24 protein-coding genes are annotated in these 24,304 nt (G+C 74.5%); 11 read left to right on the plus strand and 13 right to left on the minus strand.

Going from position 1 to position 24,304, the window contains the following annotated elements; all coding sequences use genetic code 11:
* Together ACWEFJ_RS36720 and ACWEFJ_RS36725 are read right to left on the minus strand one after the other, a co-directional pair.
* Window positions 1-1,138, minus strand: a 1,138-nt coding sequence (locus ACWEFJ_RS36720; RefSeq protein ID WP_449716592.1) for a hypothetical protein, incomplete at its 3' end; no start/stop codon positions are given.
* A gap of 226 nt (window positions 1,139-1,364) precedes the next feature.
* Window positions 1,365-3,101, minus strand: coding sequence for an aminotransferase-like domain-containing protein (locus ACWEFJ_RS36725; protein ID WP_449716609.1), 1,737 nt, complete (start codon window positions 3,099-3,101; stop codon window positions 1,365-1,367).
* Between the two features lie 82 nt (window positions 3,102-3,183).
* Here ACWEFJ_RS36725 and ACWEFJ_RS36730 point away from each other — a divergent pair, with 82 nt between their 5' ends.
* The 4 genes from ACWEFJ_RS36730 (at window position 3,184) to metG (ending at window position 7,016) form a co-directional block, all read left to right on the plus strand.
* The gene (locus tag ACWEFJ_RS36730) at window positions 3,184-3,789 is read left to right on the plus strand and encodes a LysE family translocator (RefSeq protein ID WP_378098045.1); all 606 of its coding nucleotides are present in this window, start codon (window positions 3,184-3,186) and stop codon (window positions 3,787-3,789) included.
* A gap of 37 nt (window positions 3,790-3,826) precedes the next feature.
* Window positions 3,827-4,447, plus strand: a complete 621-nt coding sequence (locus ACWEFJ_RS36735; protein ID WP_378098042.1) for an L-threonylcarbamoyladenylate synthase — start codon at window positions 3,827-3,829, stop codon at window positions 4,445-4,447.
* Window positions 4,448-4,562: 115 nt separating this feature from the next.
* Window positions 4,563-5,342: a hypothetical protein gene (locus ACWEFJ_RS36740; protein WP_378098039.1), complete on the plus strand. Its 780-nt coding sequence runs from the start codon at window positions 4,563-4,565 to the stop codon at window positions 5,340-5,342.
* Between the two features lie 180 nt (window positions 5,343-5,522).
* Complete coding sequence (metG, locus tag ACWEFJ_RS36745) at window positions 5,523-7,016, plus strand: methionine--tRNA ligase (RefSeq protein WP_378098036.1); 1,494 nt, start codon at window positions 5,523-5,525, stop codon at window positions 7,014-7,016.
* A 175-nt stretch (window positions 7,017-7,191) separates the two neighbouring features.
* Here the strand turns inward: metG and ACWEFJ_RS36750 are convergent, their stop codons facing one another.
* Both ACWEFJ_RS36750 and ACWEFJ_RS36755 read right to left on the minus strand, forming a co-directional pair.
* Window positions 7,192-7,998 carry a hypothetical protein gene (locus ACWEFJ_RS36750; protein WP_449716593.1) on the minus strand — a complete coding sequence of 269 codons (807 nt, stop codon included), beginning with the start codon at window positions 7,996-7,998 and terminating at the stop codon, window positions 7,192-7,194.
* A gap of 88 nt (window positions 7,999-8,086) precedes the next feature.
* A complete protein-coding gene (locus ACWEFJ_RS36755) occupies window positions 8,087-9,589 on the minus strand; it encodes a chitinase (protein ID WP_449716594.1) in 1,503 nt (500 codons plus the stop codon).
* A 118-nt stretch (window positions 9,590-9,707) separates the two neighbouring features.
* Between ACWEFJ_RS36755 and ACWEFJ_RS36760 the strand changes: the two genes are divergently transcribed.
* The 6 genes from ACWEFJ_RS36760 to ACWEFJ_RS36785 all read left to right on the plus strand — a co-directional run bounded on the left by ACWEFJ_RS36760 (window position 9,708) and on the right by ACWEFJ_RS36785 (window position 15,659).
* Window positions 9,708-9,896, plus strand: coding sequence for a DUF3072 domain-containing protein (locus tag ACWEFJ_RS36760; protein ID WP_378093548.1), 189 nt, complete (start codon window positions 9,708-9,710; stop codon window positions 9,894-9,896).
* 145 nt (window positions 9,897-10,041) lie between these two features.
* Window positions 10,042-12,501, plus strand: a complete 2,460-nt coding sequence (locus ACWEFJ_RS36765; protein ID WP_449716595.1) for an ABC transporter permease — start codon at window positions 10,042-10,044, stop codon at window positions 12,499-12,501.
* On the plus strand, window positions 12,494-13,159 hold the full coding sequence (locus tag ACWEFJ_RS36770) for an ABC transporter ATP-binding protein (RefSeq protein WP_378093544.1): 666 nt from the start codon (window positions 12,494-12,496) through the stop codon (window positions 13,157-13,159). The genes ACWEFJ_RS36765 and ACWEFJ_RS36770 overlap by 8 nt, the downstream gene beginning before the upstream one ends.
* The gene (locus tag ACWEFJ_RS36775) at window positions 13,156-13,800 is read left to right on the plus strand and encodes an ABC transporter ATP-binding protein (protein ID WP_378093542.1); all 645 of its coding nucleotides are present in this window, start codon (window positions 13,156-13,158) and stop codon (window positions 13,798-13,800) included. Before ACWEFJ_RS36770 ends, ACWEFJ_RS36775 begins: the two co-directional genes overlap by 4 nt.
* A 6-nt stretch (window positions 13,801-13,806) precedes the next feature.
* Complete coding sequence (locus tag ACWEFJ_RS36780; RefSeq protein ID WP_378093540.1) at window positions 13,807-14,850, plus strand: GDSL-type esterase/lipase family protein; 1,044 nt, start codon at window positions 13,807-13,809, stop codon at window positions 14,848-14,850.
* Window positions 14,850-15,659: a GNAT family N-acetyltransferase gene (locus tag ACWEFJ_RS36785; protein WP_449716596.1), complete on the plus strand. Its 810-nt coding sequence runs from the start codon at window positions 14,850-14,852 to the stop codon at window positions 15,657-15,659. The genes ACWEFJ_RS36780 and ACWEFJ_RS36785 overlap by 1 nt, the downstream gene beginning before the upstream one ends.
* Here the strand turns inward: ACWEFJ_RS36785 and ACWEFJ_RS36790 are convergent.
* From ACWEFJ_RS36790 to ACWEFJ_RS36815, 6 genes are all read right to left on the minus strand, one after another.
* Entirely contained in the window at window positions 15,625-16,257 is a 633-nt protein-coding gene (locus ACWEFJ_RS36790; protein ID WP_378093536.1) for a histone deacetylase, read from the minus strand. The two genes, ACWEFJ_RS36785 and ACWEFJ_RS36790, sit on opposite strands and share 35 nt — an antisense overlap.
* A gap of 7 nt (window positions 16,258-16,264) precedes the next feature.
* The gene (locus ACWEFJ_RS36795) at window positions 16,265-16,516 is read right to left on the minus strand and encodes a hypothetical protein (protein ID WP_449716597.1); all 252 of its coding nucleotides are present in this window, start codon (window positions 16,514-16,516) and stop codon (window positions 16,265-16,267) included.
* A 7-nt stretch (window positions 16,517-16,523) separates the two neighbouring features.
* Complete coding sequence (locus ACWEFJ_RS36800) at window positions 16,524-17,105, minus strand: GNAT family N-acetyltransferase (protein WP_449716598.1); 582 nt, start codon at window positions 17,103-17,105, stop codon at window positions 16,524-16,526.
* A gap of 85 nt (window positions 17,106-17,190) precedes the next feature.
* The gene (locus ACWEFJ_RS36805; protein WP_449716599.1) at window positions 17,191-18,537 is read right to left on the minus strand and encodes a dihydrolipoamide acetyltransferase family protein; all 1,347 of its coding nucleotides are present in this window, start codon (window positions 18,535-18,537) and stop codon (window positions 17,191-17,193) included.
* Window positions 18,530-19,546 carry an alpha-ketoacid dehydrogenase subunit beta gene (locus tag ACWEFJ_RS36810; RefSeq protein ID WP_449716600.1) on the minus strand — a complete coding sequence of 339 codons (1,017 nt, stop codon included), beginning with the start codon at window positions 19,544-19,546 and terminating at the stop codon, window positions 18,530-18,532. Before ACWEFJ_RS36810 ends, ACWEFJ_RS36805 begins: the two co-directional genes overlap by 8 nt.
* A complete protein-coding gene (locus ACWEFJ_RS36815) occupies window positions 19,543-20,616 on the minus strand; it encodes a thiamine pyrophosphate-dependent dehydrogenase E1 component subunit alpha (RefSeq protein ID WP_378093526.1) in 1,074 nt (357 codons plus the stop codon). Before ACWEFJ_RS36815 ends, ACWEFJ_RS36810 begins: the two co-directional genes overlap by 4 nt.
* A gap of 152 nt (window positions 20,617-20,768) precedes the next feature.
* On the opposite strand from ACWEFJ_RS36815, the gene ACWEFJ_RS36820 reads away from it, so the two are divergent.
* Window positions 20,769-21,269 carry an Lrp/AsnC family transcriptional regulator gene (locus ACWEFJ_RS36820; protein ID WP_378093524.1) on the plus strand — a complete coding sequence of 167 codons (501 nt, stop codon included), beginning with the start codon at window positions 20,769-20,771 and terminating at the stop codon, window positions 21,267-21,269.
* Here the strand turns inward: ACWEFJ_RS36820 and ACWEFJ_RS36825 are convergent.
* The 3 genes from ACWEFJ_RS36825 to ACWEFJ_RS36835 all read right to left on the minus strand — a co-directional run bounded on the left by ACWEFJ_RS36825 (window position 21,242) and on the right by ACWEFJ_RS36835 (window position 24,154).
* Entirely contained in the window at window positions 21,242-21,955 is a 714-nt protein-coding gene (locus ACWEFJ_RS36825; RefSeq protein WP_449716601.1) for a CAP domain-containing protein, read from the minus strand. The genes ACWEFJ_RS36820 and ACWEFJ_RS36825 overlap by 28 nt on opposite strands.
* A gap of 241 nt (window positions 21,956-22,196) precedes the next feature.
* The gene (locus ACWEFJ_RS36830) at window positions 22,197-23,477 is read right to left on the minus strand and encodes an ATP-binding protein (RefSeq protein ID WP_449716602.1); all 1,281 of its coding nucleotides are present in this window, start codon (window positions 23,475-23,477) and stop codon (window positions 22,197-22,199) included.
* On the minus strand, window positions 23,474-24,154 hold the full coding sequence (locus tag ACWEFJ_RS36835) for a response regulator transcription factor (RefSeq protein WP_378093517.1): 681 nt from the start codon (window positions 24,152-24,154) through the stop codon (window positions 23,474-23,476). The genes ACWEFJ_RS36830 and ACWEFJ_RS36835 overlap by 4 nt, the downstream gene beginning before the upstream one ends.
* Window positions 24,155-24,304 lie beyond the last annotated feature (150 nt).

The following is a 24,304-nucleotide window of genomic DNA, read 5'->3' on the forward strand; positions in this document are numbered from 1 at the left end:
CTCGCCTTCCCGCTGGAGGAGGTCGATGGCGGCAACTTGCACAGAAGCCAACAGGCGACGTGCCCGTTCGGGCCAGCCCGAGGTTCGCCGCCGCGGCCTCCTCGGTGCGCCGGCCGTACCCGCACGCGGCGGCGACGCCCGCCACCGGCGCGCCCAGCGCCTCGACGGTCAGCCGCAGCGCCTCGCGGGTCTCCTCGGGGTAGTCCTCGGCCACCACGCCCGCGATCACCTCCACCCCGCGGCGCAGGTGCCGCAGGTCGGCGTAGAACGCCGGGTCGGTCGGCGGCGAGGCGTCGCCGCCGACCACGGGCAGGTGCACGGTCGGCATCGGCGTGCCCAGGCCGGCCAGCTCGTCGGCCAGCGCGTTGAGGAACCGCACCGCCGCCTTCAGGTCGGTCGGGGTGAACACCGGCACGTGCGCCAGGTCGCCGTAGCAGAGGTGCAGCACCCACCGGGCGTCCGGCGCGGCGGTCAGGACGCCGGCCACCTGCCGGGTGAGGTGTTCGGTCAGCCCGGCCCACGCCTCGGGCGGGGTGAGGTGGTAGGCCACCAGCACGGCCGGCGTCTCCAGCTGGAGCTGCACCCGGTCGCCCCACCGGGCGACCAGCTCCGTCACCTCCCGCACGACCGCCGTCTGCATGGTGGGCACCCACTCGCGGGCCGCCTCCATCGAGCCGAACGTGAACAGGGCGAGGTCGAGCGCGTTGGGGATGCCGACCTGGACGGGCGGCCGGTCGCCGGACCCGGAGGGGCACACCCGCTCCAGCGCGGCGAACGCCGCCTCGGCCTGCTCGACGCGGGCGAGGCGGACGTCCTCCGGGCACAGCTCGTCGCCCGGGCGGACGCGGTAGTAGGGCATGTCGTCGTAACCCCGGCTCTCGCCGGCGCGCACCAGTTCGAGCGAGGGCACGGACGACATGTGGTGCGTGAGCCAGTCGATGATCCACCGCGGGTCGCGGTCGGACGGGAGGGCGGTCAACGGCGCCTCGCACCGGTGCCGGAGGAACCAGCCCATGGCGGTGACGGGGTCGTCGCACAGCGGGCGCGGCAGCGATCCCACGAGGTGGACGGGCAGCGCCCGGCGGTCCTGGTCCTGGCCGTGTGCGCGCGTGGGCGCGTCAGTGGTCGTGCGGGACATGAGAGTTCGTTCGCTTTCAACTGGAAAACAAGCCGTGACAGGCCGGGAGGACCGCAGGGTCTCCGCGCCGCTACCCGGTGTCACCGGGGATCCTGGCCGGACCGCCCCGACCACGTCCACTTAGGACGATCAACACGAGCCCACGGTGCAGATGATCCACGCGATCGTGTGACCCCCGCCCGCGCAACGCGATTCTCCGTGTCCGGCAAGAGGAATCACAACGTTGTTACCACTGCCGCAGCACGTCCGCGATGACCGCGACGCCCTCCTCGACGTCGCCCGGCGCGCTCGCGCCGTACCCGAGCACCAGGCCGGGCGGGCCGGGCCGCTGGGCGTGCCACGACAGCGGCTGCGCCTTCACCCCGCGGGCGAGCGCCGCGGCGGCCACCTCGACGTCCGACACCCGCGCGTCGAACGTGAGCAGCAGGTGCAGCCCGGCGGCCGCGCCGTGCACGACCGCGCCCGGCAGGTGCCGCGCGATGGCCGCGATCATGGCGTCCCGCCTGCGGCGGTGGCGGCGGCGGGCGAACCGCAGGTGCCGTTCCAGCTCGCCGGACTCCATCAGCGCGGCCAGCACCAGTTGCGGCAGCACGGCGTTGCCGAGGTCGGCGTACCGCTTGGCCTCTACCACGGCCCCGTGGTACGCGCCCGGCACGAGCAGCCACCCCACGCGCAGGGCGGGCGCGAGGACCTTCGACACGCTGCCCGCGTAGCAGACCCGGTCGGGCAGCACCGCGCGCAACGCCGCCACCGGCGGCCGGTCGTAGCGGTGCTCCGCGTCGTAGTCGTCCTCGACGACGAGCCCGCCGGCCTCGGCCCACCGCATCAGCTCCCGCCGCCGCGCGCCGCCGAGGACGACGCCCGTCGGGAACTGGTGGGCGGGTGTCAGCAGGACAGCGGGCGCGCCGCCGGCGACCAGCTCGTCCACCCGGACGCCGTCGCCGTCCACCGGGACGGGCGGGGTGGCGAGCCCCTGGTCGCCCAGGTGCTGCCGCGCGCCGAGCGAGCCGGGGTCCTCCACGGCGACCCGGTCGACGCCGTCGCGGCGGAGCACCCGCGCGAGCAGCCCGAGGGCCTGCGCCACGCCGGCGACCACCACGACCTCCTCCGGGCCCACCCGGATGCCCCGGTACCGGGCCAACCAGCGGGCGACGGCGTGGCGCAGCGCCGGCGCGCCGCGGGGGTCGCCGTACCCGAGGTCCGCGGCCGAGAGGGTGGCGAGGACGGCGCGTTCGGCGCGCAGCCAGGCGGCGCGGGGGAACGCGGTCAGGTCCGGCACGCCGGGCGACAGGTCGATCCGCGCGGGCACGGCCCGCAGCGCGTCGAACACGTCCGCGCCGGGCGGCCGCCCGAACACCGCGCCGTCGCCACCCGGTCGGAACGCTCCGCCGCTCCCGGCACCCGACCGCCCGCCGACCGCACCGCCGCCACCCCGCGCGACCGCCGGCCCCGCGCCGCCGACCGCGTCCCCACCGCTCGGCCCTCGCGCACCCGCCCGCCCCGCACCCCGGCCCCCGCCGGTCGCACCCGCGGGCCCCGACCGACCGGCCGACCACTCCCCCGCCTGCCGACCGCCGCCGCGCGCCGGCCCGCCCGGCGTCGGCCCGGCCAACCCCGCGGCGGCCAACCCCGGCGCGGCCAAGCTCCCAGCGGCCAACCCCGCAGCGGTCACGTCCCGGGCGACCGATCCCGGAGCGGCCACCACGACCGTGCCCGCCCGGCCCCGGCCGACGACGTGACCGTCCTCCGCCAACCGCCGGTACGCCTCGGTCACCACGCCGCGCGACACCCGCAACTCCCCCGCCAGCACCCGGCTCGCGGGCAGCCTGCCGCCGACGGGCAGCCGCCCGTCCGCGATCGCCGACCGCAACCGCCCGGCCAGCCAGTCGGCCAGCCCGCCGCGCGGCGCGTCGGCGACGTCGAGCTGGAGGAAGTCCGACCCCGCCGTTGTGGACCTGTCCACCGGCTCGGGAATGGACCTGTTCACCGGACCATTCTCGCAGCAGGGTGACCGGCATGGACCACGGCACGACGGGCGTCGCCCGGTGAACCTCGAATTCCTGCTGACCTCGCTCGTCGTCGTCGCCACGCCCGGCACCGGCGTGCTCTACACGACCGCGGCCGGGCTCTCCGGCGGTCCGCGGCGCAGCCTGGCGGCGGCGGTGGGCTGCACGCTGGGCACGGTGCCGCACCTGCTGGCCGCGCTGACCGGCCTGGCCGCGCTGCTGGCCGCGAGCACCCCCGCGTTCCAGGCGCTCAAGTACCTCGGCGTCGCCTACCTGTTCTTCCTGGCGTGGAGCACGATCCGGGACCGGACCCCGCTCACCGCCGCGTCCGACGCGCCCCACCGCACGACGGCGCGCGTGGTGGCGTCGGGCGTGATGGTGAACCTGCTCAACCCGAAGTTGACGATCTTCTTCTTCGCCTTCCTGCCGCAGTTCGTGCGGCCGGGCAGCCCCGACGCCGTCCCGCGCATGGTGGAGCTGGGCGCGGTGTTCATGGCGCTCACGCTGGTCGTCTTCGTCGGCTACGGCCGGTGCGCCGCGGCCGTCCGCGACCACGTCGTCGGGCGGCCGGCGGTGCAGACGTGGATCCGGCGGGGTTTCGCGGGCGCGTTCGTCGCCCTGGGGGCGCTGCTCGCGTTCACCTGACCGGTCGCGCGGCCGTTCGGCCGACTAGGCTCCCGGCATGGCCAGGTACTTCGACGTGCACCCGGTGAACCCGCAGCGCAGGTCCATCGACCAGGCGGTGGGGCTGATCGAGTCGGACGGCCTGATCGCCTACCCGACCGACTCCTGCTACGCGCTCGGCTGCCGGCTCGGCAACAAGACGGGGCTGGACCGGATCAGGCAGATCAGGCACCTGGACGACCGGCACCACTTCACGCTCATGTGCCGCGACTTCGCCCAGCTCGGCCAGTTCGTGCACGTGGACAACGCGGTCTTCCGGGCGATCAAGGCGGCCACCCCGGGCAGCTACACGTTCATCCTCCCGGCCACCACCGAGGTGCCGCGCCGGATGATGCACCCGAAGAAGAAGACGGTGGGCGCGCGCATCCCGGACCACCCGGTCGCCCAGGCCCTGCTGGAACGGCTCGGCGAACCGCTGCTGTCCAGCACGCTGCTGCTCCCCGACCAGGACGAGCCGCTGGTCCACGGCTGGGACATCAAGGAACGGCTCGACCACGTCGTGGACGCGGTGCTGGACGCGGGCGACTGCGGCACGGAGCCGACCACCGTCGTGGACTTCTCCGGCGGTGAGCCCGAGATCGTCCGGCGCGGCGCGGGCGACCCGTCCCGCTTCGAGTAGGCGGTCGGGGGCCGATCCCGGCCAACGGATCAACGCGGTTGCGCCGCGCAGAGGTATGGGAGCGTTCCCAGAATCGGTAGCTTCCTGTCACCCCTCAGCGCAGAAGGAGCTTCCCGTGCGGAAACGGTTGTCCTCGGCGGTCCTCGCCGTCCTGCTCTCGGTCGTCGCACTCCCGGTCGCGGACGCCGCCGGTCCGGGCGAGGCCGATCACCGGCTCAAGACGTGCGCCCGACCCGGCCTGGTGTTCTGCGAGGACTTCCAGCACGTGCCGACCGGCGCGGGCACGAGCCTGAAGTGGGGCGTGGACACCCGCAACGGCTCACTGGAGGTCGAGCGGGACCGGCGCGGCCAGAAGGTGCTGCACGTGCGGGCCGAGGGCAACGGCCGGGCGTTCCTCAAGGTGGACGACTTCGCCGCGCCGGGCAACAGCTTCTACGGCCGGGTCCGGGTGAAGGTCGAGCGGTTCCCGACCGCGCCGGACTGGGCGCACTACACGCTGATCGAGGCCACCGGCGACGGCCCGGAGGTGGTGCGGCCGCTGGGCGGCCAGTACGTGCCCACGCTGGACAAGGCCCTCTGGGGCGTCGGCGCGGACGGCGGCCCCACGGGCGACTGGACGAACTGGCGGGAGTCCGCGCCGTCGAAGGCGGGCGTGTGGCAGTGCGTCGAGTGGCGGATGGACGCCTCCGACAACCGGATCACGCTGTGGTTCGACGGCAGGCCGAACCCGGACCTGACCGTCTCCACCCGCGAGCACGGCGGCAACCAGGTCGACTTCCTGTTCCCGAGGTTCGACACGGTCAAGCTCGGCTGGCAGCTCTACCAGCCCAACGACGGCAGCTACGACCTGTGGCTGGACGACATCGCGCTGGGCGTGAGCCGCATCGGCTGCTAGCCCGGAAAACCGCGCGCGGGACGGGCGGCGGCGCTGCTAGCGTCGCCGCCATGTCCTCGTCGTCCGCCGTCCCGATGCCCCGCCCCGCGGGGTGGCCGACGCTGCGCGGATGACGAGTCCGAGGCCCCCGTTCCCCAGGGGGTCTCGATCCGGGAGCCCCGCGCACCCCGGAGGTTGCCGATGCCGCGCTTCTACGTCACCACCGCCATCCCGTACGTCAACTCGCGCCCCCACCTCGGTTTCGCGCTGGAGCTGGTGCAGGCCGACGTGCTGGCCCGGCACCACCGCCTGCGCGGCGACCGGGTGCGGTTCCTGACCGGCACCGACGACAACTCGCTCAAGAACGTGCTGGCCGCCGCGGCGGAAGGCGTGCCGACCGCCGAGCTGGTCGACCGCAACGCGGCCGCGTTCGCGGCGCTGCGCGAACCGCTGGCGCTGTCGTCCACCGACTTCATCCGCACGAGCCGCGACGCCCGGCACCGCGTCGGCGTCGAACGGCTGTGGCGGGCGTGCGCGCACGACCTCTACCGCAAGCACTACGAGGGCCTGTACTGCGTCGGCTGCGAGCAGTTCTACGCCCCCGCCGAGCTGGTGGGCGGCAAGTGCCCGGAGCACGACGTGGAGCCGCGGCCGGTGGCCGAGGAGAACTGGTTCTTCCGGCTGTCCCGCCACACCGACCGGCTCCGGGAGCTGATCGCCGGCGGCGTGGTCCGGATCGAGCCCGCGGCGCGCCGCAACGAGGTGCTGGCGTTCCTGGACGCCGGGTTGCGGGACTTCTCCGTCTCCCGGTCGCGCGCCCGCGCGCACGGCTGGGGCATCCCCGTGCCGGGCGACCCGGACCAGGTCGTGTACGTCTGGTGGGACGCCCTGGGCAACTACATCAGCAGCCTCGGCTACGGCGGCGAGGGCTCGAACTACCGCCGGTGGTGGGTGGAGGGCGACCGCCGCGTGCACGTGATCGGCAAGGGCGTGGTGCGCTTCCACGCCGTGTACTGGCTCGCCGTGCTGCTGTCGGCGGGCGAGCCGCTGCCGACCGACATCCTCGTGCACGACTACCTCACCACCGGCGGCCGCAAGATCAGCAAGTCCGCCGGCGACGTGGTGGACCCGGCGGCGCTGGCCGCGCGGCACGGCGCGGACGCGGTGCGGTGGTGGCTGCTGCGGGACGTGCCGCGCGTCGGCGACGCCGACTTCACCGAGGCCCGGCTCGTGGCCCGCGCGAACGAGGACCTGGCCAACGGGTTGGGCAATTTGGTGAACCGGGTCGCCGTGGTGGTCCACCGCTACCGCGACGGCCGGCCGCCGTCGGCCGCGCCCGACGCCGACGCCGCACCGCTGCTGGCGGCGTGCCGGGACGCGCCGGGCCTGGTGCGCGCCGCCGTGGACGACTTCGACTTCCGCCGGGCGACGGCGGCGGTGTGGCGGATCGTGGAGGAGGCGAACCGGCACGTGGAGCGGGTGCGGCCGTGGGACCTGGCCCGTGCCGAACGGGCCGGTGACGCCGGGGCGGGCCGGCGGTTGGACGCGGCCGTCGCCGCGTTGCTGACCGCGTGCCGGGTGCTGGCGACCGAGCTGACGCCGTTCGTGCCGGGGCTGGCCGCCCGGGTGTCCGAGCAGTGCGTCACGCTGTCGGACCGGCTGCCCCGGCCGCGGCCGGTGTTCCCCCGGCTGTGACGGTCGGTCCAGCCGCCCGCAGCCGGTGTCTTCCCGGCTGTGACGGTCGGTCCAGCCGCCCGCAGCCGGTCTCTTCCCGGCTGTGACGGTCGATCCGGCCGCTCGGGACCGGTGTGTTCCCGGCTGTGACGGTCGATCCGGCCGCTCGGGACCGGTGTGTTCCCGGCTGTGGCGGTCAGTCGGGCAGGCCGGCCGCGAGCCCGAGCCACAGCAGCTGGACCGCGCCGAGCGCCAGCGTGGCGAGGAACGCCAGGGCGGCCTGCCCGACCCGTTCCCGCAGCCGCTCCCCGGTCGGCCCCGCCGCGACGTGCTGCCAGCACGCCATCAGCCCCGCCGGCACCACCACCGCGACGGTGACGAACAGCGGCATCGCGCCGAAGTCGTCGTTGCCGCCCCACGTCACGAGGAAGGTGCTCACGAGCGCGAGCAGCCAGGAGGACACCCCGGTCACGACCGTCCGCCGCAGCCGGTCCCCGTCCTCCAGCCGGGGCGCGCGGTGGAGGAGGAACGCGGCCAGCCCGGCGGCCAGGGCGAGGACCAGGGCGCAGCCGAGCAGCAGCCGCTCCCACCACAGGTCGAGGGCGTCCCGCCACCACGGCACGTCCGGCGCCTCGCCCGCGGGCACGCCGAGCGAGCCGACCCGGACCCACGGCGACGCGGGGCCGTACCCGCCGATGCGCTCGCAGCGCAGGTCACGGCCGTCGTAGTTGGCGGCGCAGCCGGTGAAGGTCCGCCCGACCCGGTATTCGACGGTCAGCGGCCGGCCGGCGATCGGCACGGTGCAGGTGGCCCGGTCGTCGGCCACGGCGCACCGGAAGCCGTCGACGACCGAGAACTCGGGGGTGTCGACGCGGTGCAGCCCGTCGGTCGCCCTGCCCGGCGCCACCGGCACGAGCAGGACCGCGAACAGCAGCAGGATTCCGGGCACCACCTGCGGGAGCCACCGCAGGGGGCCGACGCCGAGCCGGGTGGCGGTGGTCACGTCGCACCTCCTCACCCGCGCATCGGCCGCGCGGGGGCGGCCGTTAGCCGGTGGACCCGCCGGGGTTCGGCCGGCGGGTCCGGCCCGGCTACCTCGGCAGGTACGCGCGGTGCGAGCGGGAGAACTCGAAGTTGTTGTGGCGGTCCCAGTTGACCGACCACGTCATCAGGCCGCGCAGGTTCGGGTAGACGGCCTTCGGCTTGTACGTGCCGCAGTTCGCGCCCTTCATCAGGCAGTCGAGCGCGCGCTGGACCTCCGCCACGGACGTGAAGCCGTTGCCCGCGTTGACGCTCGCCGGCAGGCCGATCGCCACCTGGTCCTGCCGCAGGCCGGGGAACACCTTGGTGGCGTCACCGCGCACCGGGAACCCGGCGAGGACCATGTCCGCCATGGACACGTGGAAGTCGTGGCCGCCCATGAAGTGGTACTGGTTGTCCAGGCCCATGATCGGGCCGGAGTTGTAGTGCTGGACGTGCAGCAGGGTCAGGTCGTCGCGCAGCGCGTGGATCACCGGCAGGTACGCGCCCGCGCGCGGGTCCGCGCCGCTGCCGCCGCCGTAGTGCTGGTAGCCCACCTGGACGAAGAACGTCTCCGGGGCCATGGTCAGCACGAACTTCGCGCCGTACCGGGCCTTCAGCGTCTTCAGCGCCTGGATGAGGTTGACGATCACGGGGGTGGTCGGCGCGCGGAAGTCGGTGTCGTTCGCGTTGAGCGACAGGGAGTGGCCCTCGAAGTCGACGTCGAGCCCGTCGAGGCCGTACTTGTCGATGATCGCCGAGGCGGAGCGCACGAACGCGTCGCGCGCGGCCGTGGTGGACAGCTGCACCTGGCCGTTCGCGCCGCCGATGGAGATCAGCACCTTCTTGCCCTTGGCCTGCTTGTCGCGGATGCCCGCGATGAACTCGGCCTCGGACTCGACGTTGGGGCACTCGGCCACCGGGCACTGGGCGAAGCGCAGGTCGCCGGACGTGGCGGAGGTGGGCTCGGCGAACGACAGGTTGATGATGTCCCAGTCGTCGGAGACGTCCTTCATGCGGATGTACCCGGAGCCGTTGGCGAAGCTCGCGTGCAGGTAGCCGACCAGCACCCGCCTGGGCAGACCCGTGGGCGGCGTCGTGGGGGTGGTCGTCGTCGGACCCGTGGTCGTCGTGGTGGTGGTCGTTGTCGTCGTGGTCGTGGTGGTGGTCGTCGGGGAGCCCGCGCACGACGCGCCGTTGAGCTTGCAGTTGGCCGGGCTCGCGGTGCCCGAGGCGTTGAAGCCGAACGTCACCGTGGCGCCGGGCGCGACGCTGCCGTTGTACTCGCGGTTGGTGAACGTGTAGTGCCCGGACGCGGTGGTCTGCAACGCGTCCCAGTAGGCGCCGACGGCCGTGCCGGCGGGCAGGTCGAACTCGACCTTCCAGCCGGTGATCGCCGCGCTCGTCTCGTTCCTGATCGAGAACTGCGCCGTGTAGCCGGTCTCCCAGCTCGACGTCTTCGTGAACGTGGCGGTGACCGACGCGGCGTAGGCGGGCGCGAACCCGACCGCGGCCGCTGCCACCACCAACGCCGCCACCGCCGCCACCCGGGCGAACAGGACCCTGCGCGACATCGTCTCCTCCTAGCGGTGGCGGCCTCCAGGTGCCGAAATTGGACTAGACCACGCGAGGGTGTGTCAAGGGCCGCCGGAGCGGGTACCTCGAACGGGCGTTCGAGGAAGGAGAGCCGCGATGGACCGCAACCCGGAGAAGGACCCGCGGGACTGGACGACCGGCGACGAGCCCATGACCGGTCCGCAGGAGTCCTACCTGCACACGTTGGCGCAGGAGGCGGGCGAGGAGGTGCCGGACGGGCTGACGAAGGTGGAGGCGTCGCAGCTCATCGACCGGTTGCAGGAGAAGACGGGGCGCGGCCGCTGAGACCGGCGCGCCCGGTTCGGTGACGTTGTCAGGGTTCGTGGGCGGCCTCCGGACAACCGGACGCGTTGTCCGGAGGTTGTCCGGGGCATGAACGTCGTTCGGAAAAATCCTCCTGTTCCGCGTGGTCGCCGGTTACCGTGCGCAGGTGCAGATCCCGTGGCGAGCCGCCCCGCGCGCGGCCCTGTCGAGTCCGCTGACGTTGCTGGTCAGCGTGGTCACCGCGGTGTTGTTGAGCTTCGTGGTGGCCGCCGCCGTGATGCACTCGGCCGCCTCGGGCAGCGCCGCCATCGACTACCAGCAGAGCCGGTTGTGCGAGCAGGCGCTGCACCCGTCGCTGGAGGCCACGGGCGTCGCCCACGCGGAGGTGCCCCGCGCGATCGAGGAGATCAGGCGGGCCGTGCCGGACCGGGAGCCGCTGATCGGCGCCTACGTGCGGGAGCAGCGGGCGGACTTCGGCGGCCCGCCGACCGAGGCCAAGTTCGGGTACCGGCCCGGCGCGACGGACCACCTCAAGGTGCTCGAAGGCGGCGGCAAGGACGGCCTGTGGGTGCCGAAGAGCATCGCCGACACCGTCGGCGTGCGGCTCGGCGGGCGCGGGATGGGCGGCCGGCTGCCACCGGTGACCGCGATCTACGCCGACGTGCTCGACCCGCTGCCCGAGTGGTGGTGCTCGGAGCGCCACTTCATCGTGCCCAACGTGCTGGACCGCGACGAGCTGGCCACGGCCGTGGTGTGGCTGCCCAGCGCCGAGGCGTTCGCCGCGCTGCCGCCCGAGATCGCCGGCGTGACCGACGTGACCGTGCGCTTCCCGGCCGACGTGCCCCGCACCGTCGACGAGGCCGCGGCCCTGCTCGCCGAGGGCACCGAGCGCGTCGCGCCGCTCGCGCCCGGGTTCAACCGCATGGTGTCGCCGCTGGTGCTGCCGGTCGAGAACGCCCGGCAGACGGTGGTGAACGTGCGCTCCGCAGTGCTCGGCCTGACCCTGATCAGCCTGCTCATCGGCCTGGCCGGGGTGGCCACGGTGACCGTCCAGTGGGCGCAGCGCCGCCAGTCGGAGCTGCGGCTGCTGTGGGTGCGCGGCGCGGGCCCGCTCGCGCTGGGCGGTCGCGGTGTCCTGGAGCTGGGCCTGCCGCTGGTGGTCGGCGGCGTGGGCGGGCTGGGCCTGGCGCGGCTGCTGCTGCCCGGGTACGCGCCCTCGGACGTGCTGCCGCCCGGCACCGGGACGACGGCGGCGCTGGCCGTGGCGGTGGTCGTGGCGTCGAGCCTCGCGGTCACGTTCGCCACGGCCGCGCTGCGGACGCACCGGGCGTTCCAGGGCTCGGGCCGGGGCAACCGGGTGCGGGCGGTGCTGACCGCGCTGCCGTGGGAGCTGGTCAGCGCGGGGCTCGCGGTGTGGGCGTGGCAGCGGGTGCAGGACAGCGGCCTGGCCACCACGAGCAAGATCGGCGCGCTGCCGCGCATCGACGCCGCCGCGCTGGCGTTCCCGCTGCTGGTCGTGCTGACCGCGGCGCTGCTGACCGCGCGGTCGGCGAAGTGGGCGCTGGCCCTGTCGCACCGGGCGAGGCTGTGGTCGAAACCCGCCGCGCAGCTCGCCATCCGGCGGCTGGCCGCCGCGGCGGGCCCGGTGACGGGTGTGCTGCTGGTGGGCGTGCTGGCCGTCGGCACCATGGCCGTCGGCGCGGCCATCGCGGGCTCCCAGCGGACCGCGCTCGACGTGAAGTCCGGCATGTTCACCGGGGCGAACAGCTACGCCCAGGTCGAGCCGGAGACCACCGAGCTGCCGGAGGCGTTGCGCGGCAACTCCACCATCGTCGGCTTCGTGGAGCAGTACGACCGGACCGCGCTGGTGGTGGACCCCCGCACGTTCCGCGACGGCGCGTTCCCGTCCGACGTCGACCCCGCCCTGCTCGCCGAGCCGCTGCGGGTCGGCGACGTGCCGCGCCGCGAGGTGCGGCTGCCGGGGCTGCCGGCGATCGACCCGGACGCGTGGGTGCCGTCGTTCCCGAAGCTCGGCAGGTCCGGCTGGGTCGTGCCGGTGGACCGGATCGAGGACCGCGACGACGTGGGCTCCTGGTACGTGTGGTCGACCAAACCGCTGGGCGAGCTGACCGCGTCCCTCGCGGAGGCCGGCGTGAAGTACCGCAACGTCGGCGAGAAGGAGAAGGCCGTGCAGGGCCTGCCGTTCCTGACCATCCAGTGGACGTTCGGGTTCGTCACGGCGCTGGGCGCGGTGCTGGCCGTGGTGGCGTCGATCGCGCTGCTGCTGGCGGTCGAGGTGCGGCGGCGGCAGAACGCGCTGTCCGGCGCGTTCAGCACCCGGATGGGCCTGGGACCGGCGGCGCTGCTGCGCAGCCACCTGTTCGAGCTGGGCGCGGTGGCCGCGGCGGCGGTCGTGGTCGGCCTGGCCGCGAGCGCGGTGAGCAGCGGCTTCACCGTGCCGAGGCTGGACCCCGCGCCGCGCCTGGCCCCGTCGCCGGAGGTGCCGGACGTGGTGCCGCTGCTGGTGGCGACCGCGGCGGGGAGCGTGCTGGTGGTGCTGGTGGCGGCGTGGATCGCGGTGCGCTCGGTGCGCTCGGCGAAGATCGGGGAGCTGATCCGTGGGTGAGCACGTGTTGCGGCTGCGCGACGTCGGGGTGGACTACCGGACGCCCGCCGGCGCGGTCACCGCGGTGACGGACGTGTCGCTGGACGTGCCCGCGACGGGCATGACCGTGCTGGCCGGGCCGTCCGGGTCGGGCAAGTCGACCCTGCTGCGGGTGCTGAGCCTGGTGGAGCGGCCCACGCGCGGCGGGGTCGAGCTGCGCGGCATGGGCACGGCCCGGTTGTCGTCACGGGCGCGGCGGGCGCTGCGGCGACGTGACATCGCGCTGGTGTTCCAGAACCCGGGGGACAACCTGATCGGCCACCTGGACGTGGGCGCGAACCTGCGCGCGGCGGCGCAGGCGGCGGGCCGGACCGCCCCGGTGGACGAGCTGCTGGCGCAGCTCGGGCTGCCGGGCACGGCCGCGTGGAAGGTGTCGGCGATGTCCGGCGGGCAGCAGCAGCGGCTCGCGTTCGGGTGCGCGCTGGCCCGGCGGGCGGCGGTCGTGCTGGCCGACGAGCCGACCTCGCAGCTGGACGCCACGTCGGCGGACCTGGTGCTGGAGACGTTGGCCGACCTGACCCGGCGCGGCGTGCCGGTCGTGGTGGCCTCGCACGACCCGAGGCTGATCGCGTTGGCGGACACCCGGTACGACCTGAGGAACGGGGTGCTGGTGGCATGACGGCGTTGCGGGCGAAGGGCGTCGAGCGGACGTTCCGGCACGCGAGCGGGCCGGTGCACGTGCTGCGCGGGGTGGACCTCGAGGTGGCGGCCGGCGAGCTGGTGACGCTGTCCGGGCCGTCCGGGTCGGGCAAGAGCGCGTTGCTGGCCGTGCTGGCGGGGTTCGACCGGGCCGACGCGGGCACGGTGGAGATGGCGGGCGAGGTGCTGACGTCGCCGCCGTCGTGGAAGGTGTGCGCCCTGCTGCCGCAGGCGCTGGGGCTGGCGGGCGAGCTGACGCTGGCCGAGAACGTGGCGCTGCCCATCCGGCTCGGCCGCACCGGCGGCGCGCTCGACCGGGTGACGGAGCTGCTGGCGGAGCTGGGCGTCGCGGAGCTGGCCGACCGGTACCCGGGCGAGGTGTCGTTCGGGCAGCAGCAGCGGGCCGCGCTGGCGCGGGCCGTGATCGGCTCGCCCGCCGTGCTGCTGGCCGACGAGCCCACCGCGCACCTCGACCAGCGCACCGGGCCGATCGCGGTCCGGGTGCTGCGCCGGGCGGCCGACGAGGGCGCGGCGGTGCTGGTCGCCACGCACCACGACGAGGTGCACCGGGCGGCGGACCGCACGGTGGTGCTCAGCGGCGGACGGGTCTCCGTAGGATAGGCGTCGATGCGCCGCCGACTCCTGACCGTCGCCCTGGTCCTCCCCCTCGTCGCCCTGGTGCTGCTGGTCAGCGACTCGCCCTACCCCCCGCTGCCGGGGCCGGGGCGGGACGCGCCGCGCGCGATCGTGGCACTCGGCGACAGCACCATGTCGGGCGAGGGCGCGGGCTCGTACGAGCCGGGCACGAACGGCGAGAACGACAACTGGTGCCACCGGTCGACCAAGGCGTCCGTGCACCACACCCGGATGGCGGGCGTGGAGAAGGTGTTCAACCTGGCCTGCTCGGGCGCCAACTCCGAGCAGGTCGGCATCACCGACCAGGTGCGCAACACGGAGGGGTCGCAGGCCCGGCGGCTGGCCGCCATCGCCCGCGAGTACCGGGTGTCGGCGGTCGTGGTGGCGGTGGGCGCGAACGACGACCCGCGGTTCGCCGACGTGCTGGGCGCGTGCCTGCGGGCGTGGATCGAGCGCCGCAACGACTGCGCGAAGGCCATGGCCGACGAGTGGAAGGCGCGGGTCGAGCGGATGACGCCCAAGGTCGAGCGGGCGTTGCGCGACATCCGGCAGGTGCTCCAAGACGAGGGCTACACGCCCCGCTCGTACACGCTGGTGCTCCAGTCCTACGCCGCGCCCGTCGCGCCGGGGTTCCCGTTCGACCTGCAGAACCTGTCGGGGTGCCCACTGCGCACCGGCGACCTGGAGTGGGTGCGGGACCAGGCGGTCGAGCAGCTGTCCGAGGGGTTGCGGACGGCGGCGCGGGCGGCCGGGGCGCGGTTCCTCGACCTGTCGAAGGCGGGCGAGGACCGCGAGGCGTGCACGGGCGGCGGGAAGCCCGAGGAGGAGTGGTTCACCCGGCTGACCGTCGACTTCGACGGGCTGCGGGACGAGGCGCGGGCCCGGCACGCGCTGCAGGAGTCGTTCCACCCCAACGACCGGGGCTACGCGCAGTTCGGCCGGTGCATGTCGGAGTTCCTCGCGACGACGGCGCGGGAGGCGTCGTGCGTGGCCGGCGACGACGGCAACCTCGAGGCCGTGGTGGCGCGGGACTGATGGACGGGATCCTCCGGGACGCGGACGCCGCGCGCGCGACCGCGGCGCTGGACGCGAGCAAGGCCGCCTTCACCGAGCTGCTGGCCGCGGTGCCCGGCGCGACGATTCACGAGCGGCCCGGTGTGCGCTGGGTGGACACGGGACTGCCGGACGGCGTGTTCAACGGCCCGTCGCGGGTCGGGGCCGAGGGGTTCGCCGGGTCGGTGGCGGTGGTGCGGGCCCACTTCGGGGCGCGGGGCGTGCCGTTCCACTGGGAGACCGGGCTGCGCCCCGAACCGCCGGACGCCGCGCGGGTGCTGACGGGCCACGGCCTGCGGCACGTCGAGGACGAGCCGGGCATGTGGCTGGACCTGACCCGGCCGCGCCCGGCGCCGCCGGCCGTGGCGGGCCTGGCGATCCGGCCCGTGACCGACCGTGACGGGGTGCGCGACTGGGTGTCGGTGTGGGGCTGCGGGGCGCCCGCCGAGGTCACCGAGCCGTGGTACCGGGCCTACTCGGCGCTGCCGTACGGGCCGGACGGGTCGTTGCGGATGTTCGTCGGCCGGCTGGGCGGCCGGCCCGCCGCCACCGCGTACCTGTTCCTGGCCGCCGGGGTCGCCGCCGTGCACTACGTGGTGACGCGACCGGACCACCGCCGCCTCGGCCTGGGCACGGCCCTGACCGCCAGGGTGCTGGACGAGGCCGCGGCCGCCGGGTACCGGGTCGCGGTCCTCACCGCGTCGCCGTCGGGCATCGGCATCTACCGGCGATTCGGCTTCGAGGAGTGCTGCCTGGTCAGCACCTACGAGTGGGGTCCGCCTCCGGGCTGAGCAGCGCGGCGATGTCGGCGGCGGTCCAGAACGGCGTGCGGCGGGCGAGGTGGTCGGCGACCCGGTCGACGGGCCAGCCATGTGCCTCCACCAGGCCCGTGGCGAGCATGGTCAGGTAGCCGGCCGAGGGTTTCGTGTGCGCCACGTCGGCGGCGCTCCACGGCGCGGTGAACGTCAGCGCCGGGTGGCCGTCGTGCTCGCCGAGGCGCAGCAGCGTCTCGTACCGGCCGGGGCCCAGGACGTGCCGGCCGTCCGCGAGGACGACGGTGAGGTCGAGGTCCGCGCCGGGGTCGCGGTACATCTCCTGGGCCGCCACGTCGGCGAACTGCGCGGCCGTGACGAGGTAGGCGCGGGCGGCCGCCGTGCCGGGCAGGTCGGGGTCGTAGAACGCCCGGCCGCCCAGCCAGACGGGCGACTCGGTGGCGAAGTAGATCCCGCCGGGGATCTCCACCGCCCGGGTGGCGAGCGGCGGGCTGGTGTCCCGGCAGCCGGGGTAGCCCCTGGTCGCGCCGACCGGCGTGCCGCCGGCGAGGTAGCAGCCGAACCGCTCGGCGTGCAGGTTCGACCCGTAGGCGACGTACCAGACGAGGCGCGGCACGGCCGGCTCACAGGCACAGGCGGCACGGGCGGGCGGTCGGGTGCTCGGCCTCCAGTTCCGCGCGGCCGCCGACGAGCTTGACGTAGCTGCCGACCCAGGTGGCGCCGCGGGTCGGGGTGCCGTTGATCGTGCGGCAGGAGGCGCGGTGCAGGACGAGGTTGGCCGGGTTCAGGCTGCGTTCGGCGTTGATGACGTACTGGTCCTGGTTGAGCGCCAACCAGTGCTCGTACGCGCCGCTGTCCTCCATGAACCTCTGCATCCGGCCATCATGCGCCGTCGGGCCGCCACCGGCTGTCCGCCATCCGGTGCCACTCGTCCTCCAGGATCGCGTAGATCAACTCCTCGCCCCACGCGCCCTTGAAGACCTCGCCGTGCCGGAAGTGCGCCTCGCGGCGCATGCCCAGGCGTTCCATCACCCGCCACGACGGCTCGTTGAACGCGTCGCACGACGCCACGATCCGGTGGAGGCCGAGGTGGGTGAAGCCGAGGTCGAGCATCGCCGCGGCGGCCTCGGTGGCGTAGCCGCGGCCGTGGTGGTCGGGGTGCAGGATGTAGCCGACCTCGCCCTGCCGGTGCGCCTCGCTGAGCCACTTGAGCACGGCCTCGCCGATCACCTCGCCGTCGTGCTCCACGGCCAGCGCCAGGTGGTCGCCCTCCTTCTCGGGCCACGTGACCGCCGCCTTGAGGGCCAGGCTCTTGGCGGTCTCCTCGGGCGTGCGGGCCTCGCCGTAGAGGTAGCGCACGACGTCGGGGCGCGACATCCACGAGTGCAGCGCGGCGTGGTCGTCGAGGGTGAAGGGGCGCAGGGTGAGGCGCCGGGTCCGGACGGGGTAGTCGGGCTTGGTCACGGGGTCAATCTACGAAACCCGCGCCCGATCGTCGTGCGGGTTTGCGGCCGGGTGGCGGGAGGGCCGCTCCCGCCACCCGGGGGAGTCACAACTCGGCCAGGGCGGTGATCGGCGACTCGACGCAGTCGGCGACGAACCGCAGGAACCCGCCCGCCGTGCCGCCGTCGCACACCCGGTGGTCGAAGGCGAGCGTCAGTTGCGCCACCTTGCGCACGGCGAGTTCGCCGCCCACCGCCCACGGCCGGTCGATGATGCGGCCGAGGCCCAGGATGGCGGCCTCCGGGTGGTTGATGATCGCGGCCGAGCCGTCGACGCCGAAGACGCCGTAGTTGTTGACCGTGAACGTGCCGCCGGTGAGGTCCGCCGGGGTGAGCCTGCCCTCGCGCGCCGACGCCGTGTGGGCCGCGATGGCGGACGCCAGTCCGGAGGTGGTCAGCGACTGCGCGTTCCGGACCACCGGCACCACCAGGCCCCGGTCGGTCTGGGCGGCGAAGCCGAGATGCACCTCGTCCAGCACCACGACCTCGTCGCCCTCGACGCGCGAGTTCAGCTCGGGGAACTTCTTGAGGCCCAGCACGGTGAACCGGGCCAGCAGCCCCAGGAGGGACACCGACGGCATCGCGGCCCGCGCGGCGAGGAAGTCGGTGGCGTCGACGTCCACCCACACGGTCGCCTCGGGGATCTCCCGCCGCGACGTGGCCAACTTCTCCGCCACCGCGCCCCGCAGGCCGCGCAACGGGATGCGCCGACCGGCCGCCGGGGCGGACGCGGCGGGAGCCGTCGCGGCGGACGCGGCGGGAGCGACCGGGGCGGGGGTGGTCGGGGTCCCGTTGAGCGCGGCCGTCGTCCCGTTGAGCCCGGACGGTGTCGCGGCGGAAGAAGGCGGGGCGGTCGTCGCCGTGGCGCGGGCGGCCAGTTCGCGTTCCACGTCGGCGCGCCGGATCACGCCACCCGGTCCGGTGCCGGCGATCCGGTCCAGCGCCAGCCCGTTCTCCCGCGCCAACCGCCGCACCAACGGCGAGATGACCGCGGGCGCGAGCGGGGCCGGTTCCGGCGTTCCGAGCGTTGAACCCGGGTGTTCCGAACGTAGGACACCCGCGTTCCGAACGTGGGACTCGCGGCGGCGACGGCGGCGCGGGGCGGTCGAGGTGCCGTAGCCGATCAGGACGTTGCCCGAGTACTCCGACGACTCCGGCTCCGGTTCGCCCACGGTCAGCAGCACCGACCCGACCGCCAGCTTCTCCCCCGGCTCGCCGAACCGGGCGCTCACCACGCCCTCGAACGGGCACGGCACCTCCACCACGGCCTTCGCCGTCTCCACCTCGACCACCGGCTGGTCGACGGTCACCGCGTCGCCGACCGACACGAGCCAGCTCACGATCTCGCCCTCGGTCAGCCCTTCGCCCAGGTCGGGCAACCGGAAGTCAGGCACGGTAGCCCCCGACGACCCGGTCGTCCCACTGCAGCCGGTCGATCGCGTCCAGGATGCGGTCCACGCCGGGCAGGTGGTGCTCCTCCAGCTTGGGCGGCGGGTAGGGGATGTCGAACCCGGTCACCCGCAGCACCGGCGCGTGCAGGTGGTGGAAGCACCGCTCGGTGACCCGCGCCACGACCTCCGCGCCGTACCCGCCGAACCCGGACGCCTCGTGCACCACCACCGCGCGCCCGGTCTTCGCCACCGAGGCGCACACGGTCTCGTCGTCGAACGGCGACAACGACCGCAGGTCCACGACCTCGACGTCCCGGCCCTCCTCCGCGGCCGCCTCGGCCGTCTCCAACGCGGTCACGACCATGGGCCCGTACGCGATCAAGGTGACGTCACGCCCCTCGCGCCGCACCAGGGCCCGGTCGAACCCGATCGACGGCCCGGTGTCGAGCGGCCCCTTCGCCCAGTACCGCCGCTTCGGCTCCAGGAAGATCACCGGGTCCGGCGAGTCGATCGAGTCGCGCAGCAGCCGGTAGGCGTCGTCGGGCGTGCCGGGCGTGACGACCCGCAACCCCGGCGTGTGCGTGTAGTACGCCTCCGACGAGTCGCAGTGGTGCTCGACGCCGCCGATGCCGCCGCCGTAGGGCACCCGGACCACCACCGGCAGCGACACCCGCCCGCGGGTGCGGTTGCGGAGCTTGGCCAGGTGGCTCGTGATCTGCTCGAACGCGGGGTAGGCGAACGCGTCGAACTGCATCTCCACCACGGGCCGCAGCCCGTTCATCGCCATGCCGATGGCCGTGCCGACGATGCCGGACTCGGCCAGCGGCGTGTCGAACACCCGGTCCTCGCCGAAGCGCGCGGCCAGCCCGTCGGTCACCCGGAACACGCCGCCGAGCGGCCCGACGTCCTCGCCGAACACCAGCACGGTCGGGTCGGCGGCCAACGCGTCGGCCAGCGCGCGGTTCAACGCGCCCGCCATGGACACCGCGGACGTCTCGTGGACGGCGGTCATGCCAGCTCCTCCCGCAGCATCGCGGCCTGCTCCCGCAGGTGGCGGGGCGGGGTCGCGTAGACGTGCTCGAACAGCTCCTCGGGCGCGGGCACGACGTCGGCGTTCATCCGGGCCCGCACGGACGCCGCGAAGTCCTCCGCCTCGGCCGCCACCGCCGCCCGCCGCGCGGGGTCCAGCAGGCCCCGCGCGGTCAGGTACGCCTCCAGCCGGTCGACCGGGTCGCGGTCCAGCCACGCCGCCACCTCGTCGGACGTGCGGTAGCGGGTGGCGTCGTCGGCGTTGGTGTGCGCCTCGATCCGGTAGGTCAGCGCCTCGATCAACGTCGGCCCGCCCGCCTCCAGCGCGTCCCGGACCACCGCGTACACGGCCGCCGCGTCGTTGCCGTCCACCAGCACCGACGGCACGCCGTACCCGATGCCCTTGTGCGCCAACGACGGCGCGGCGTTCTGCTTGGACATGGGCACGCTGATCGCGTAACCGTTGTTCTGCACCAGGAACACCACGGGGGCCTTCCAGACGCCGGCGAAGTTCAGCGCCTCGTGGGTGTCGCCCTCGGAGGTCGCGCCGTCGCCGAGCAGCACGAGCGCCGCGGTGTCCTCGCCCTTCAACCGGGCCGCGTGCGCGAAGCCGACCGCGTGCAGCGTGTTGGTCGCCAGCGGGGTGCACTGAGGGCCGACGCGGTGCTCGTAGGGGTCGTAGCCGAGGTGCCAGCCGCCCTGGAGGAGGGTCAGCGTCCCGGCCGGGTCCACACCGCGGGTCACCAGCGCGACGGAGTCGCGGTAGGTCGGGAACAGCCAGTCGTGCGGGCGCAGCGCGAGCACGGAGCCGACCTCGCACGCCTCCTGGCCGCGGGACGACGGGTAGACCGCGAGCCTGCCCTGCTTGGTGAGCGCGGTGGCCTGGGTGTCGAACCGGCGGCCGACGACCATCCGGCGGTGCAGCTCGACGAGCACGTCGTCGTCGGGCATGGCCAGCGGCGAGTCGTCCACCGGCGTGCCGTCCTTGCGCAGCAGCGACAGCGGTTCGTCGCCGGGCAGCAACGTCCGCTCGGGCGCGCGGGTGCGGGCCATGGGCTCCTCCGGGTGTCTCGAGGCGGGTGGTCTCAAGGCGGGTGTCCCCGGGTCCGGGACGGAGGGCATGGTCCAGCTCACACCGGCCAAAGTTCCAGATCCGGGGCCGCGATCCGGACGAATGGCCGCGCACGCGGGTTATGGTGCGCCACATGACGGCGCGCACTGGACATTCGGCACCGCTCGACGCGCTCGACCGGCGCATCGTGGAGGAGCTGCGGGCGGACGGGCGGCTGTCCATGCGGGCGTTGGCGGAACGGCTGCACATCTCCCGGGCGAGCGCGTACTCACGGGTGGAGCGGCTGCACCGCGACGGCGTGATCACCGGGTACTCGGCGGTGGTCGACCCCGAGCGCTACGGCTTCGGCATCTCCGCCTACGTCTACCTCAAGATCAGCCAGCACTCGTGGAAGGCCGTGCGGCAGCGGGTGATGGAGATCCCCGAGGTGTGGCACGGCGCGCTGGTGTCCGGCGACTACGACCTCGTGCTGCTGGTCCGGGCGCCCGACGCGCACAGCCTGCGCGACCTGGTGCTGTCGCGGTTGCAGACGATGCCGGACGTGACGTCGAGCCACACCGTGCTGATCCTGGACGAGCTGCCGGCGGGCGGCGGCGACCGGGACGGTCACCAGCCGAAGTTCTGGGTCCAGTAGATGCCGTAGGAGCCGCCGCGGGCCATGCCCACGCCCAGCGCCTTGAGCTTGCAGTTCAGGATGTTGGCGCGGTGGCCGGGCGAGTCCATCCAGCCCTTGACGACGGCCTCGGCCGTGCGCTGGCCGGCGGCGATGTTCTCCGCGCCCGGCGCGGGGTAGCCGGCGGCCTTGACCCGGTCGACGAAGCTGCGGCCGTCGAGCGAGACGTGGTCGAAGTAGTCCTGCGCGGCCATGTCGGCGCTGTGCGCGCGGGCGGCGGCGGCGAGCCGGTCGTCGGCGGCCAGCGCGGGGCAGCCGTGCTCGGCGCGGGCGGCGTTGGTCAGCTCGACCACGGCGGCCTCGGCGCGTTCGACCTCGGTCCTGGTCGGCGTGGCCGGGGCGGGCGGCTCGGCGGGTTCCGGCGCCGCCGCCCGCTCGGTGGTGGTCGGGGCCTCGGTCGTCGTCGCCGTCGTCGCGGTGGTGGTGGTGACGGGCGGGGCCGCGGACGTCGTGGCTGCCGCGGCGGACGACGACGTGCCGTCCGGCGCGGTCGCGGGCGTCGGCCAGGCGGCGGGTTCGGGCGTGGTGCGGATCGTGGCACTGGCGCTCGCCGCGATCAGGGCCATCCCGTCCGGGTGCTCGCACCCGGTCAGGGCCAGCCCGGCGAGGACGGCGGCGACGGGCAGCACCAAGCTCTTGCGCGACACGCGGAAAACCTCAATCTGCATTCGGCGGCATTTCGGGCGCGGCGACCGCGAATGCGCTCAGCGCAGGGGAGCGCAGGCGGTCGCCGCACCGAAGTGGGAACGGGCCGAACGGGCAAGGGTGGGAGCGCCGCGTCCGACCGCAATTCCGACAATGACTTTATCCGGGCGCACGGAAATGTCAACAGCGATTTATTTAAGGAACATTTAAAGGTCGCATCAGGTGCCGGAAAGGGAACGGCGGTCAGACTGGCTCGTCCGCCGGGACGAGCCGGAGCTGGACCCGCGTGCCGCCCAGCGGCCCCCGGTCGACCACCAGGGAACCCCCGGTCGACTCCGCCGCCCGGCGCGCGATGTCGAGGCCGAGGCCGGTCGAGCCCGCGCCGCTGCTCCCCCGCCGCAACGCCGCCTCCAGGTCCTCGATGCCGGGGCCGGCGTCCTCGATGACGATCACCACGTGGTCGGGCCGCCGGAACAGCGCCACCACGAACCCGACGCCCTCGGGCGTGTGCCGGAACACGTTGCCCAGCACGGCGTCCATCGCCGCGGCGAGGTCGCTGCGGCTGAGCGGGACCGGGGCGGGCCGCTCGGTGCCGCGCAGGTTCCACAGGCGCTGCTGGTCGTCGGCGAGGGCGGACCAGAACACGAGGCGGTCGTGCACGACCTGGGCGGCGTCGCAGCGGCCGCCGTCGGGGTCGTCCAGTTCGCGGCGGGCGGCCCGGATCAGCTCGTTGACCTCGCGTTCGAGCGCGTGCACGGCCTGCCGCACGCGGTTGGCGCCGGGGTCCTGGCCGAGCGTTTCGGAATCGAGCCGCAACGCGGTGAGCGGGGTGCGCAGGCGGTGGGACAGGTCGGCCAGGATTTCGCGTTCGTTGGCCACGAGCTGACCGATCCGGTCGGCCATCCGGTTGAACGCCGCGCCCGCGTCGAGCAATTCCGGCGGTCCGCTCGGCGTCACCCGCGTGGCGAGGTCGCCCTGGCCCATTCTCCGCGCGCCTTCGGCGAGCGCGGTCGAGGCGCGGACGACCCGCGCGCCGAGCCGGTCGGCGACCAGCACGGACCCGAGCACGACCGCGATCGCGACGCCGCCGAGCGCGAGCCACGCCTTCGCCACGCCCTGGGACAGCGCGGCCCGGGGCACGAACGCCTCCACCACGGCCACCCGGCCGCCGTCCAGCAGCACGGGCTGGAGGTGCACGTACCCGGCGGCGACCGGGACGGTGGACGCGAGGCCCTGCTCGCGGGCGGTGCGCAACTGCTCGTCGGTGGCCACCGGCACGCCCACGACCTCGCCGCTCGCCAGGTGCACCGCGACCCGGCCGGCGGTGCTCAGCAGCGCCTGGTTGACCGTCGCCGGGTCGGAGGTGATCGCCAGGACGGGGGTGAGCGCGCCGGCGAGGCGTTCGGCGTCGGCCAGGGCGCGGTCCTCGGCGAGCTGGCGCACCACCAGCGCGAGCGGGATCAGGAACGCCAGCGCGACCATCGAGGTGACGGCCAGCGAGACGAGCGCGAGCGACTTCCTCACTCGGCCGCCGTGAGCTTGAACCCGACACCGCGCACGGTGTGCAGGTAGCGGGGCCGGGCGGCGCGTTCGCCGAGCTTGCGGCGCAGCCAGGACAGGTGCACGTCGAGCGTCTGGTCGTCGTGCCGGCCGGGCAGGTTCCACAGGTTGGCCAGCAGCTCCGCGCGCGGCACGACCTTGCCCTCCCGCGCGGCGAGGTAGGCCAGCAGGTCGAACTCCTTGCGGGTCAGGTTCAGCTCGCGGCCGTCCAGCCTGGCCTCGCGGCGGTCGGGGTCGACGGTGAGGCTGCCGATCCGGTAGGTCGCCGGGGCGGCGTCCTTGCGCGCCCGGCGCAGCACCGCGGCCAGCCGGGCGGCCAGGTGCTCGCTGGAGAACGGCTTGACCAGGTAGTCGTCCGCGCCCGCGTTGAGGAGGCGGACGATCTCGCCCTCGTCGTCGCGGGCCGTGGCGACGATGACCGGCACGTCGCACACGCCGCGCATCATGCGCAACGCGTCCGCGCCGTCCATGTCGGGCAGGCCGAGGTCGAGCACCACGAGGTCGAACCGGCCGCCGGTGATCTCCCGCAGCGCCTCCAGCGCGGTGCCGACCGGCAGCACCGCGTGCCCGAGCCCGGTCAACGCCCGGCTCACCGCCGACCGCACCACCGGGTCGTCCTCGACGAGCAGCACCGAGACCATGGCGGGCACCGTAACGCGGACGGGTGAACTCGTTCGGCGGCACCCGGTCCACGGCTGCGGCCGGTTCACGACTGCGGCCGGTTCACGACTGCGGCCGGTTCACGACTGCGGCCGGTTCACGACTGCGGCCGGTTCACGACTGCGGCCGGT

Source organism: Actinosynnema sp. NPDC004786, from assembly GCF_053601135.1.